Source organism: Streptomyces sp. NPDC051662 (genome assembly GCF_040681655.1).
Classification (GTDB): Bacteria; Actinomycetota; Actinomycetes; order Streptomycetales; family Streptomycetaceae; genus Streptomyces.
Genome location: NZ_JBFAZD010000019.1, coordinates 75,287 through 87,854 on the forward strand (window position 1 = coordinate 75,287; position 12,568 = coordinate 87,854).

At 68.2% G+C, this 12,568-nt stretch carries 8 protein-coding genes; 6 read left to right on the top strand and 2 right to left on the bottom strand.

Translation table 11 applies throughout. From position 1 onward, the window contains the following. Positions 1 to 241: 241 nt before the first annotated feature. Positions 242 to 1,993: a beta-galactosidase family protein gene (locus AB0M67_RS28165; protein WP_365749889.1), complete on the top strand. Its 1,752-nt coding sequence runs from the start codon at positions 242 to 244 to the stop codon at positions 1,991 to 1,993. Between the two features lie 81 nt (positions 1,994 to 2,074). Here AB0M67_RS28165 and AB0M67_RS28170 read toward each other — a convergent pair whose 3' ends face one another. Then, positions 2,075 to 4,513, bottom strand: a complete 2,439-nt coding sequence (locus AB0M67_RS28170) for an RICIN domain-containing protein (protein WP_365749891.1) — start codon at positions 4,511 to 4,513, stop codon at positions 2,075 to 2,077. Between the two features lie 139 nt (positions 4,514 to 4,652). Then, on the bottom strand, positions 4,653 to 6,089 hold the full coding sequence (locus tag AB0M67_RS28175; RefSeq protein WP_365749893.1) for an RICIN domain-containing protein: 1,437 nt from the start codon (positions 6,087 to 6,089) through the stop codon (positions 4,653 to 4,655). A 391-nt stretch (positions 6,090 to 6,480) separates the two neighbouring features. Here AB0M67_RS28175 and AB0M67_RS28180 point away from each other — a divergent pair, with 391 nt between their 5' ends. The 5 genes from AB0M67_RS28180 to AB0M67_RS28200 all read left to right on the top strand — a co-directional run bounded on the left by AB0M67_RS28180 (position 6,481) and on the right by AB0M67_RS28200 (position 12,461). Next, positions 6,481 to 7,464 carry a LacI family DNA-binding transcriptional regulator gene (locus AB0M67_RS28180; protein WP_365749894.1) on the top strand — a complete coding sequence of 328 codons (984 nt, stop codon included), beginning with the start codon at positions 6,481 to 6,483 and terminating at the stop codon, positions 7,462 to 7,464. A gap of 536 nt (positions 7,465 to 8,000) precedes the next feature. Beyond that, a complete protein-coding gene (locus tag AB0M67_RS28185) occupies positions 8,001 to 8,927 on the top strand; it encodes a sugar ABC transporter permease (protein ID WP_365749895.1) in 927 nt (308 codons plus the stop codon). Positions 8,928 to 8,931: 4 nt separating this feature from the next. Then, on the top strand, positions 8,932 to 9,897 hold the full coding sequence (locus tag AB0M67_RS28190; protein ID WP_365749897.1) for a carbohydrate ABC transporter permease: 966 nt from the start codon (positions 8,932 to 8,934) through the stop codon (positions 9,895 to 9,897). Positions 9,898 to 9,958: 61 nt separating this feature from the next. Further along, positions 9,959 to 11,284, top strand: coding sequence for a sugar ABC transporter substrate-binding protein (locus AB0M67_RS28195; protein WP_365749899.1), 1,326 nt, complete (start codon positions 9,959 to 9,961; stop codon positions 11,282 to 11,284). Between the two features lie 136 nt (positions 11,285 to 11,420). Next, positions 11,421 to 12,461 (top strand): substrate-binding domain-containing protein, encoded by a 1,041-nt coding sequence (locus tag AB0M67_RS28200; RefSeq protein ID WP_365749901.1) that lies wholly within the window; start codon positions 11,421 to 11,423, stop codon positions 12,459 to 12,461. Positions 12,462 to 12,568: the final 107 nt, after the last annotated feature.

Below are 12,568 nucleotides of genomic sequence, written 5' to 3' on the forward strand. Positions count from 1 at the left end.
TATGTGCGGTCCTGTTAATTCTTGGGGAACTTACGGGATGCCCATGCCCGCACCGGCGGCACGCACCCTCGGGCGAAGCGCGACCTGGATACACGGCGCGTATCCGCCGGGTACTCGACTCCGCCCGATCGGCCTCCAGCACATCCGAAGGCTTGCCACAGGCAGTATGTTCACGTAAACATACTGAGGTCAGGCTCTTCTCGTCACTGCGCCTCACCCCCAGCACAGGAGCATCCCGTACATGCCTCTTCTCCAGATCGACGACGACGGCTTCACTCTCGATGGCGAATCGTTCCGGCTCCTGTCCGGCGGGCTGCACTACTTCCGCGTCCACCCCGAACAATGGGCGGACCGGCTGCGCAAGGCCCGCCTCATGGGGCTCAACACCGTTGAGACCTACGTCCCCTGGAATCTGCACCAGCCGTGGCCCGACAGTCTCATCCTGGACGGCGGCCTCGACCTGCCCCACTTCCTCGATCTCGCGGCCGCGGAGGGCCTGTACGTGCTGCTCCGACCCGGCCCGTACATCTGCGCCGAGTGGGAGGGCGGCGGTCTCCCGTCCTGGCTGCTCGCCGAACCGGACATACGGCTGCGCTCCCGCGACCCCCGCTTTCTTGCCGCGGTCGACGACTACTTCGACCGCCTGCTCACCCCGCTCCAGCCCTACCTGGCCTCCCGCGGCGGCCCTGTCCTGGCCGTACAAGTGGAGAACGAGTACGGGGCGTATGGCGACGACACCGACTATCTGGAGCACCTCGTCACCTCGCTGCGCCGCTGCGGGGTCGATGTCCCCCTCTTCACCAGCGACCAGCCCGCCCACCTGGAACGCGACGCGCTGCCGGGCATCCTCGCCACGGCCAATTTCGGCAGCCACTCCACCCAGGGGCTGGCCGCCCTGCGGGCCCGGCAGCCGAAGGGGCCCCTGATGTGCACCGAGTTCTGGATCGGCTGGTTCGACCGCTGGGGCGCCCACCACGTGGTGCGTGACCCCGGCCAAGCGGCACGGGAGCTGGACGAACTCCTCGCCACCGGGGCCTCGGTCAACTTCTACATGTTCCACGGCGGTACGAACTTCGGGTTCACCAACGGCGCCAACGACAAGCACACCTACCGTCCCACCGTGACGTCGTACGACTACGACGCCCCGCTGGACGAAGCCGGCGACCCCACGTCCAAGTACACCGCCTTCCGCGACGTGATCGCCAAGTACGCCTCCGTACCGGATGGCCCCGTCCCCTCGCCCGGCCCCAAACTCGCCCCGCGAACCGTGTCCCTGACCGAGAGCGCGGGCCTGCTGGCGCATGCCTCTCTCTTCGGGAACGCCGTCGACGCGCGCCGGCCTCTCACGATGGAGGAGTTGGGGCAGGACTTCGGTTTCGTCCTGTACGAGATCGACCTGCCGCTCAAGGGCCCGGCCCTCCTGGAGATCGAGCAGGTCCGCGACCGTGCGCAGGTGTTCGTCGACGGGCAGCCCATGGGCGTCCTTGAGCGCGAGAACCACGAGCACGCCCTTGCCTTCACGGTGCCCCGGGCGGGCAGCACGCTCACCGTCCTGGTCGAGAACCAGGGTCGGGTGAGCTACGGGCAGGGCATCCACGATCGCAAGGGCCTGCTCGGCAAGGTCCTCCTCAACGGCGCCGAACTCGCCGGCTGGACCAGCCGGCCACTTCCCCTTGTCTCCCTGAAGGACGTCCCGTTCGCGCCCGTTGCCACGTTCCCCGTCGGACCTGCTTTCCACCGGGGTACCTTCGAGGTGACCGACCCGGCCGACACCTTCCTGCACCTCGACGGCTGGACCAAGGGCAACGCCTGGGTCAACGGGTTCGCGTTGGGCCGCTACTGGTCGCGCGGCCCTCAGCGGTCGCTGTATGTGCCGGCTCCGGTGCTGCGCGCCGGAGCCAACGAGATCGTCGTGCTGGAGCTCCACGCCGCGCACCGAGCCCGTACGGTCCAGTTCCGTGCCACGGCCGATCTCGGACCCACCGAGGAGTAGCTTGCGGCCACACGCGAAAGATGCGGCCACACGCGAAAGAGCCGGGATCCAGCCTCTCGATGGGATCCCGGCTCCTTGGCGTCAGCCCTGTCGGAGCTGCTGGGCGGCGGCGCCGTCGCAGGTTCGCTGGACGACGGCCGCACCGTCCGCGGTGGAGGCGCCGCCCACTTCCAGGCACTTGGCGCTGTGCCGGGCCGTCAGTGTGAGGAACCCGCCGCCGGTACTTCGGACCGCCCATTCCTGGTTGCGGCCTCCGTTGCAGGAGTACTGGAAGACACTGGCGCCGTCGGTCGTCGACAGACCGCTCACATCGAGGCACTTGCCGCTGTGGCGGGCGACAACGTTCACGTATCCACCGCCGGTGGAGCGCAGCGACCACTGCTGGTCGGTGCCGGCGTCGCAGCCGTACTGGGCGACGGCCGCGCCGTCGTCCGAGCCGGCGCCACTGACGTCGAGGCACTTGGAGGTGTGCCGGAAGGCCAGGGTCTTCCAGGCGTCCGGTGCTGTGCTCGGGAAGGTCCAGGACTGGTTGCCGCCGGTGGTCGGCTGATGGACCCCGACCGGCGCCCCTTCATCGGTCGAGGCGCCGGTGACGTCCAGAAGCTTGCCTCCGGCCGCATTGATCAGGGTGTTGTGACCGTCGCCGGTGGTCGAGCGGATCCACTGCTGCGCGGTGGACGATCCGGGCGGTGCCAAGGTGAGGGCGCCGTTGGAGAGGGAGAGCGCCTTGCCGGTCTTCTTGTTGGTGACGCGGTAGGCGGCGGTGTTGCCCCAGTCGGAGGTGACCACCTTGGTGAAGGTCCACTGCTGCGCGGTGTCCGCGGGGGCTGAAGTGCGTTGCACCACGGTGGTCTTGTCGTTGACGGTTGCCACGGCGAGCGCCTTGCCGCTGTTGTCATTGAGCAGCTGGCGTGGTGCGCCGGTGGGCGCGGTGGTCGCCGCCGTGTTCACGCCGGTGACGGTGGGCAGGACGAACGTGGTGACGGAGCCGGGCCCTACGGTGGTCCTGAGCGTCCGGCCGATCACTGCCGCGTCGCTGTCGCGTTGGAGGTTCTTGGTGCCGTCGGTCGTCCACCGCTCGACGGGTCCGTTCGATGCGGTCCGGAAGCCATCGAGGTTCAGGGTGAGTTCGCGCTCTTCGCCCGTCGGGTTGGTGTGGACCACCACCGTGCCGTTCCCGCCGGGTCGCACCGCCGCCAGGGTCCGCGGGTCGTCGGTGCCGACGATGCGCGCGCCGGGGCGGACGAAACGGCTGTAGTTCGCCATCGCCCAGTACTTCTTGTTCTTGCGCAGTGGTTCGGTGGCCGCGTCGTCCGGGGTGAAGTCGGTCTGTATGAGGCCCCAGTTCGAGTTCTCGTGGCCCGGGGTCATGTTCTCGTAGTCCTCGACGGCCTGCCACAGGACCCAGGCGCGCGGCTCCAGCTCCCTGATGTCCTCGTTGATGCGCTGGGCGAGGTCGAGAGCGGGGCTCATATCGGTGAAGCTCTGCGGGACACTGCCGCCGGTGTCCACCTCGGACATCCACAGAGGCTTGGTCTCGCCCTTGGCGATGTCCCGGACCGCGGTGCGGCCGTTCGTCCCGTAGGTGTGCGTGTTGAGCCGGCCCACCGTCTTGCGGACGTCGGTGGTGTACGACTCCCAGTCGGAGCGGAATTTCCCCGGGTTCGTCTCGTCCATGGCGGCGATCGGGGTTGTCATGCCCTTGGCGTCGAGTGCGGCGCGCAGCGTGGTGATCATGCGGGCCTGGGACGCCGGGTCCCAGTGGGAGCCCTCCTGGCGGCCTCCCGCGTGCCAGTAGTCCGTGTCGGGCTCGTTGACCGGTGAGACGGAGTCGAAGGTGACGCCGGTGGCGGACTGGGCCTGTTGGAGGGCGCCGGTGAGGTAGTCGGCGAACCGGCCGTACTGGTCGGAACGGAGGTTGTCCTGCCCGCCGTTGACCGCGCCCGAGACCAGGCCGCTGTTGGTCATGAAGTACGGCGCCGAGTTGGAGAAGGCCTCGAAGGTGGTGGCTCCGCGTTCCTTCGCGGCCGTGAGCCACCAGCGCTGGTTGGCGTCGGCGCCAGGGTTCCAGTGGTCGGCACGGTTCGGGTCCCACCAGTCGGGGGTCTCGGGGCCGGGCCGGTTCCAGTAGCCGGGGACGGCCGCGCCGGGCCGCATATAGGGGGTGGTTTCGGGGCTGTCACCGCCGCCGATGTTGTAGCGGGCGATCGTGAGGCCGAGGCCGTCGGCACCGTAGAGGGCGTCGGCGAGTGCGTTGCGCTGGGCGTCCGGCCATCCTCCGGTGACGTTGGCGAACCAGGCGAGGGAGGTTCCCCATCCCTCGAAGGACGGATGCTGGTAGCTGGGGTTGAGACGAACGGTCAGCGCCGCGGTGGGGGTCTCGGCGGCGCTCGCCGGCGACGAGCCGTGGCCGACCGCTGTGACGGCTGTCGCGACGAGGGCCGTGGCGGCGCCGAGGGCCGCCAGGCTCCCGGGGAGCCGGGACCGGGCCGACGCCGATCGGTTGCGGGTGGGGAACACGACCTGCTCCTTCTGGGGGGGTGGAGTTGGGGATCCGGTTCTCGCCGCCGCGCCTCCTGGCCGGGGGCCAGGAGGCGCGGGTGAGTGGGGCCAGGGACGCGGTGCCCGCCCCTCGCCGGTCTCACGGCGGGTGGTTCGGTCAGGCCGCCGAGCGCTGCCACTTCTGGTTGTCGCCCGTGTTGCAGGTCCACTGCTCAAGGGCGGTTCCGTCGGCTGTCGACTGGTTGACGACGTCGAGGCACTTGCCGCTGTGCCGGGCGACGAGCTGGACGTAGCCGGGGGCGTCGGTCGTGCGGACCTTCCACTGCTGGGAGGCCGAGCCGTCGCAGGTCTTCTGCACGGCGAACGCGCCGTCCGTGGCCGAGGCATCGGCGACGCCGAGGCACTTCCCGCTGTGCCGAGCCATGATCTGGACGTAGCCAGTACTCAGCTTCTTCATCCAGAAGTGCTGGTTCACACCGCTGCCGCAGCCCCACTGGATCACCTGTGTGCCCTCCGCGGTGTCGAAGTTCCCCACGTCGGCGCACTTACCGCTGTTGCGAGCGGTCAGCGTCTCCCAGGGCACGTTCATCGCGCTCACGGTCCCCGCGGCGGTGTCAACGGTGATCTGCGGGGAGTAGTCCATGGTCATGGTGGTGCTGGTAGGGAAGTTGAGGGGAAGCCAGACGTACTGGGAGTCGTTCACCGTACCGCCCATGGAGTTGCCCCAGCGGTCTCCCATATAGAGGAAGCCGGTGCCCTTGGTGCCCTGGACAGGCAGGACGTAGGCGGTCTGGCTGCGGTAGGTCGTCGGGTCTCCGATGTCCTTCAGGTCCGTCCAGGTACCGGTGACGCTGCCGGCGGTGGCGTACTTCTGCTGGTTCGGGGCCCATCCGGTGGCGCCGGAGGTCAGAAGGAAGTACACGCCGTCACGCTTGAACATGGCGGGGGCCTCGCGCCACTGGCCAGGCCACAGCTTCTGGACCTGGGACTCCACCGCGGTGTAGTCCGGGGTCAGGCGGTAGACATGCAGATCGGCGTTCTCATTGGCGGCGGAGATCATATAGCCGGTGCCGTCGGTGTCGACGAAGGTCGTGATGTCCCGGGACATATGCCCCAGGGGCCGGAAGCTGCCGCGCCAGCTGTAGTCGCCGTCCACCGTGGACGACACGGCGACGGCGGCGCGCGCCTCCCCGTAGTCGGAGCCGTTCTCCTTGTGCATCCACATCACGAACTGGTTCGTGGAGCTGTTGTAGATGACCTTGGGCCGCTCGATGTTGGCCCAGTCGAGCTCCGGATCGGAGGCCTCGCTCAGAACGTGGTTACGGAACTCCCAGGTCTTCAGGTCGGTGGAGCGGTACGCGGAGACGTACCGGAAGGAGTTGTCGGTGTTTCGGTCCTCTCCGAACCAGTAGTAGTACTGGTCGACCTTGACCACACCGCCGCCATGAGCGTGCACGGGATTGCCGGCCGGATCGGTGAACTGCATACCGTTGGCGATGGGCACCGGGGCGGCATGGGCGGCGCCCCCGACGGTGAGCAGGGAGAAGAGGAGGGCACAGAGGAGTGCCACCGTCCCGGAGATCTTCAGTCGCATATCGCGATACCTCGTGGTGTCTCGTCGGACTGGGGATTCCGCGCGCGCAGCGCGGGCAGACGACCGCCCTCGGGGAGTGGGGAGTGCGGAGTGGCGGGGAGTCGAGAGGATGGCCGTTCGGACCGTGTTGGCACCACCGTCTACGAAATGTTTTCGTAAACACGATGTAGCCGGAAGTTTGGAAGGGACCCGGAAGCCTGTCAAGGATTCGGACGAAAGCGATCGAGAGTGATCGCGGCTTTGACCCGACGTGCCTGTTTGCGTCAACATGACTCCATGGGGCGCGGCACGTGTGTCGTGTGCCCACAGAGCCTCGGGGAAGGAACGGTCGAAGGTGGCGGACAAGGCAACGAGAACGCCCCGCTCGCGCCCGCCTCGGAAATGGCCCTCCATGGCGGAGGTCGCGGCCAGGGCCGGCGTGTCCTCACAGACCGTCTCGCGGGTGGCGAACAACCACGACAACGTGGACGAGACGACGCGGGCGAAGGTTCTGGCCGCGATGCAGGAGCTCGGCTACCGCCCCAATGCGGCGGCGCGGGCGCTGGTGACGGGCAAATTCGGGGCGATCGGCGTGGTCAGCTTCGACGTCGGCGCGCACGGCAACGCCCGTACGCTCGGCGCCATCGCGGACGCGGCGCGCGAGGCCGGTTTCTCCGTCAACTTCATGGGAATCCGGGCACAGACGGAAGCCGCCGTGCGGCAGGCCTTCCGCCATCTCATGCTGCAGTCCGTCGACGGCATCGTGCTGGTCGAGTCGAAGATGCTCGACACTCCGTCGCTGCATCTGCCGCCCACGATGCCGGTGGTCGTCGCCGATGGCGACACCGGGCACCAGTACCCGAACGTCGACTTCGACCAGGCCCGCGGCACGCAGAGCGTGGTCAGCCATCTGCTGGAGCTCGGCCACCGCACCGTCTACCACGTCAGCGGCCCGAGGGACTCCTTCGCCGCCCGTCGGCGCGCGGAAACGTGGGAGCGTACGCTCATCGCGGCCGGCGCCCCGGTACGTCCCACTCTGCACGGGGACTGGACCGCCGAATCGGGCTACCTGGCCGGCCGGACGCTGGCGCAGATCCCGGATGCCACGGCGGTCTTCGCGGCGAACGACCAGATGGCGCTCGGGGTACTGCGGGCCATGCACGCGGCGGGGCGGTCGGTACCGGACGAGTTGAGCGTCGCGGGTTTCGACGACGTACCCGAAGCTCCGTTCTTCGAGCCGCCGCTGACCACGGTGCACCAGGACTTCGATGTGGTGGGCCGACACTGCGTGACCCTGTTGCTGGAACAGATCGAACGCCGCGGCAACGGCGTCCGGCGACTCGCCGTGGAACCCACCCTCGTGGTGCGGGCCAGCACGGCACCACCGCCCGCCTGACGGATTCCAGGATCGTGACGGCGCTACGGGTCCACCCGCGCGCACCCGCCGAGCGACCGGTGTCCGCTCCGTTCCGCCATCGCGCCTGAGCGTCCTCCCCTGCCCGCGCGCGGAACTCCCCTGCCCGCACGCGGCGGACGCCCGGCCGCCTGCCAGGGCGTTCGCACCGCCGTTCCCGTCTCAGCCCTGCCATGCGCACACGCCTGGGGCCGCCCCGGTCGCGCGGCCTCTGTTCCGGCATGCCCTCACATCTCATCGGTCCGCGGTCCCACTGCCTCGGTGTGTCCGCCCATCCGTACGCGATGGCGCGGGTGACACACCTCGACGGACCGCCATCTCCCGGTTCATCACCAAATCCCGCTTGTTCGCTACCTCCTTGTGCTTGACGCCCATCTGACGGTGGTGCAACCATCAAGCCACTTGATGATTACGTAAACATCACTCGTCGGGTCAGCCGTAACCCGGCCTTCACATCCGAAGCCTCTGCCTTCTCCGCCCCGTTCCCGACCAGTCGGTCACCGACGCAAGGAACCACCATGACGCTCCTGACGACTTCCGCGCAGGCGGCCCCACCGCCCCGCCGACGAGCCCGCTTCCGTCGCCGGAAGGAGGCCCTGGTGGGCTGGGGCTTCGTCGGCCCGTTCGTCGCGGTCTTCGGCCTCGTGTTCCTTGCCCCGATCGGCTATGCGCTGTACCTGAGCGCTCTCCGGGACCGGCTCATCGGGGGCACTTCCTTCGTCGGCCTCGACAACTACGGTGAGGCGCTCGCGGATCCCCGGTTCTGGGAGGGGCTGGTCCGCGTGGGCCTCTTCCTCCTGGTCCAGGTACCGATCATGCTCGGCATCGCACTTGTCGTCGCCCTGGCGATCGACAGCGGCCGGATCTACGGCACGGCCTTCTTCCGTGTCTCGATCTTCCTCCCGTACGCCGTCCCCGCCGTTGTGGCCAGCCTGATCTGGGGCTTCATCTACGGCACCCGCTTCGGCCTTGTCGGCAACATCAACGACGTCTTCGGGACGGCACTACCCGATCCGCTCTCCCCCTCCCTGGTCCTCGCCGCCATCGGCAACATCGTGACCTGGGAGTTCGTCGGCTACAACATGCTGATCTTCTACTCCGCGCTCAAGGTCGTCCCGCGCTCGCTCTACGAAGCCGCGGCGATCGACGGCGCCGGCGAGTGGCGCATCGTGACGTCGGTCAAGCTGCCGGCGATCCGCGGCGCGCTCGTCATCGCCACGATCTTCTCGATCATCGGCAGCTTCCAGCTGTTCAACGAGCCGAGCATCCTTCAGAAGCTCGCCCCCAACGCCATCACCAGCGACTTCACCCCCAACCTCTACACCTACTCGCTGTCCTTCTCGGGCCAGCAGCACAACTACGCGGCGACCGTGGCCATTGTGATGGGCGTGATCACCGCGATCATCGCCTACGCGGTCCAACTGCGCGGTATGCGGAAGGGCTGAGCCGATGACCATCTCCCCCACCACACCGCCGGCGACCGTAGCCGCCGAGCCCACCGGCGCCGCAGAGGCAACCGCCCCCCGGGCCACCACCTCCAGACGCCGGAAGCGGCTCCTGTACACCCCGCTCCGCCCCCGCCCCAGCATCCCGTTGACTCTCGTCACCGGCCTGGTCCTCGTCTACACCCTGATCCCGCTCGCCTGGCTGGTCATCAACGCCACCAAGAACCAGAACGGACTGCTCAACTCCTTCGGCCTCTGGTTCGCCGACGACTTCAACCTCTGGGACAACATCACCCGCACCCTCACCTACGACGACGGGGTCTTCGTCCGCTGGCTGCTCAACACCCTCCTCTACGTCGCCGCCGGCGCGGGCGGTGCCACCGCACTCGCCGTCCTCGGCGGATACGCCCTCGCCAAGTACAACTTTCCCGGCCGCGGAGCCGTCTTCGCCGTCGTCCTCGGAGCCGTCGCCATCCCGGGCACCGCCCTGGCCGTCCCCACCTTCCTGATGTTCAGCAACATGGGCCTCACCAACACTCCGTGGGCCGTCATCATCCCGTCTTTGATCTCCCCCTTCGGGCTCTACCTGATGTGGGTGTTCGCCGCCGAGGCGGTCCCCACCGAACTCCTGGAAGCCGCGCGCATCGACGGCTCCGGCGAGCTGCGCACCTTCTTCAGGATCGCTCTGCCGCTGCTGATGCCGGGCACCGTCACCGTCCTGCTGTTCTCCATGGTCTCGACCTGGAACAACTACTTCCTGCCGCTGATCATGATCAAGGACCCCGACTGGTACCCCCTGACGCTCGGCCTCAACGCCTGGAACGCCCAGGCCCAGACCGCAGGCGGCGAGGCCGTCTTCGACCTCATCATCACCGGCTCCCTGCTCACGATCGTCCCGATCGTGGTGGTCTTCCTGCTCCTCCAGCGGTTCTGGCAGTCCGGCCTGGCCGCGGGCAGCGTCAAGGAATAGCCCTGCCCCACCCTCTGCTCGCCTCCCATCCCACCCGCACCACCGATCAGGAGCACAGTCCATGAGAACGCACACCACCCGCAGGCTGTTCGGCGCGCTCGCCGTGGTCTCCGCCCTCGCGCTGAGCGCGACCGCCTGCGGTTCCTCCGACGGGGGCAGCGGCCCGAAAGACGTCAAGGCCGCATTGGAGAAGGGCGGAAAGGTGACGGTGTGGGCCTGGGAACCCACACTCAAGAAGGTGGCGGCGGACTTCGAGAAGAAGTACCCCGAAGTCGACGTCGAACTGGTGAACGCCGGTACGGGCGACAAGCAGTACACCGCCCTGCAGAACGCGATCGCGGCCGGCTCCGGCGCTCCCGACGTGGCACAGGTCGAGTACTACGCCCTCGGCCAGTTCGCGATCGGCAAGTCCGTCGAGGACCTGTCCTCCTACGGCGCCCGGAAGTACGGCACGGACTTCACACCCGGCCCGTGGAACGCGGTCACCGACGACAAGGCCGTCCACGCGCTGCCCATGGACTCCGGTCCGATGGCGTTCTTCTACAACAAGAAGGTCTTCGACAAGCACCGCATCAAGGTGCCGGCCACCTGGGACGAATACGTGGAGGCGGCCCGCACCCTCCACAAGGCCGACCCCAAGATCTTCATCACCAACGACACCGGCGACGCGGGCGCCACCACCAGCCTCATCTGGCAGGCCGGCGGCCGTCCTTACAAGACAGACGGCACCAACGTCACCGTGAACTTCGGCGACGAAGGCACCAAGAGGTACACCGCCACCTGGCAGAAGCTTCTCGACGAAAAGCTGGTCACACCGATCAGCTCCTGGAGCGACGCCTGGTACAAGGGTCTGGCCGACGGCTCGATCGCCACACTCTCCATCGGCGCCTGGATGCCCGCCAATCTCACCTCAGGCGTCGACTCCGCCTCCGGCGACTGGCGGGTCGCGCCACTGCCGCAGTGGACGAAGGGCGACCAGGCAAGCGCGGAGAACGGCGGCAGTTCGCTCGCCGTCCCGAAGGCCGCCAAGAACAAGGAACTCGCCTACGCCTTCACCGAGTTCGCGACCACCGGAGCCGGTGCGAGCACCCGCGTCGCCGAAGGCGCCTTCCCGGCCACCCGGGCCGACCTGGAGTCGAAGGCATTCCTCAACGCCCCGTTCCCGTACTTCGGCGGCCAGAAAGCCAACCAGGTCTTCGCCGAATCGGCCCGCAACGTCGCCACCGACTGGTCCTACCTGCCGTATCAGGTATACGCGAACTCGGTCTTCAACGACACCGTGGGCAAGGCGTACGTCTCTCCCACCACACTCGCGAACGGCCTGCGGGCATGGCAGGACACCAGCGTCAAGTACGGCAAGGACCAGGGCTTCACCGTCAACAAGTAGACGCGCCGCGGCTCCAGCCGCCCGCGTAAGGGCGGTTGGGCGCCCCACGCCTCGTGGCCCGCCCCGCCCCTCCCTCCTCGAACGACGCCCGCACGCCCTGGCCGCGGCGGTCGCTTCCTGTACCAAGGAGTTGCCGATGTTCCGTTCCACCTCCCGCCGCACGGCCGCCGCCACCGGCCTGCTCCTCACCCTCGGCCTGAGCACCGCCTGCTCGTCCGGCAAGACGACCACCGCCGACGACCGGGCCGCCACGGTTGACGGCAAGATCTCGATCACCTACCTCCAGAAGCAGGGCGACCAGGAGTACTTCATCGGTGAGGCCGCCGGCGCGAAGGAGAAGGCCAAGGAGCTCGGCATCGACCTCAAGGTCGTCAACCTGGGCAATGACGCCAACAAGACCGTCAGCGAAGTGCAGTCGGCGATCGCCCAGAAGACGAACGGGGTCATCATCGTCGTTCCGGACCCGGCCGTCGGCCCACAGGTCGTCCAGACCGCGAACGACGGAAAGGTCCCGCTCCTCACCTCCGACGACCAGATCTGCACCACCGGTCCTGACCCGACCGCCTGCGGCAAGAGCGGCCTGGTGCCGCGGATCGGGTTCAGCGGCGCGCAGATGGGTGAGGAGGTCGGCAAGCGCGCTGCCGCCGAGTTCATGAAGGCGGGCTGGTCGGCCGAGGACACCCGGGTCATCTCGGCCTGGAAGCAGGACGTGACCGTCTGCGGCGACCGGGTCACGGCCGCGAAGAAGACCTTCGACGCGGCGGTCCCCGGTGTGAAGACCATCGACGTCCCCACCGACAACACGCCCACCGGCGCCCAGGACAAGATCGCGGCGACGGTCACCGCCAACGCCGGCGTGAAGAACTGGGTGATCTGGGGCTGCAACGACGAGAACGTGATGGGTGGTGTCACCGCGCTCGCCAATGCCGGGGTCGGTCCCGACCGCATCGTCGGTGTGGGTCTGGGCGCCTACCTGGCCTGCAAGGAGTGGAAGTCCGACAAGCCGACCGGCATGAAGGCCGCGCTGTTCATCAACGGCAAGGACGTCGGCGCCCTGGCCGTCCAGACCATGTACGACAAGCTCAAGAACGGCAAGGACTTCCCGGCCGAGGCCTTCGCCCCGACCACCATGGTCGACCAGGCCTCGTGGAAGAGCGCCGGACTCGCCTGCGGCTGAGTGCTCCCGGCCGGCGGCCGGCACAGGAACAGCCGCCGGCCGGTGAACCCGGCCCCGCTGCCCGGCGCTTCGGGGCCACTGCCGACCACGCCCGCACACCCTGCCTT

What these genes read in the sequence shown, in the direction of transcription:
- AB0M67_RS28200 (WP_365749901.1), top strand. Translation starts at nt 11,421, where the DNA reads ATGTTCCGTTCCACCTCCCGCCGCACGGCCGCCGCCACCGGCCTGCTC.
- AB0M67_RS28165 (WP_365749889.1), top strand. Translation starts at nt 242, where the DNA reads ATGCCTCTTCTCCAGATCGACGACGACGGCTTCACTCTCGATGGCGAA.
- AB0M67_RS28175 (WP_365749893.1), bottom strand. Translation starts at nt 6,089, where the DNA reads ATGCGACTGAAGATCTCCGGGACGGTGGCACTCCTCTGTGCCCTCCTC.
- AB0M67_RS28195 (WP_365749899.1), top strand. Translation starts at nt 9,959, where the DNA reads ATGAGAACGCACACCACCCGCAGGCTGTTCGGCGCGCTCGCCGTGGTC.
- AB0M67_RS28190 (WP_365749897.1), top strand. Translation starts at nt 8,932, where the DNA reads ATGACCATCTCCCCCACCACACCGCCGGCGACCGTAGCCGCCGAGCCC.
- AB0M67_RS28180 (WP_365749894.1), top strand. Translation starts at nt 6,481, where the DNA reads ATGGCGGAGGTCGCGGCCAGGGCCGGCGTGTCCTCACAGACCGTCTCG.
- AB0M67_RS28185 (WP_365749895.1), top strand. Translation starts at nt 8,001, where the DNA reads ATGACGCTCCTGACGACTTCCGCGCAGGCGGCCCCACCGCCCCGCCGA.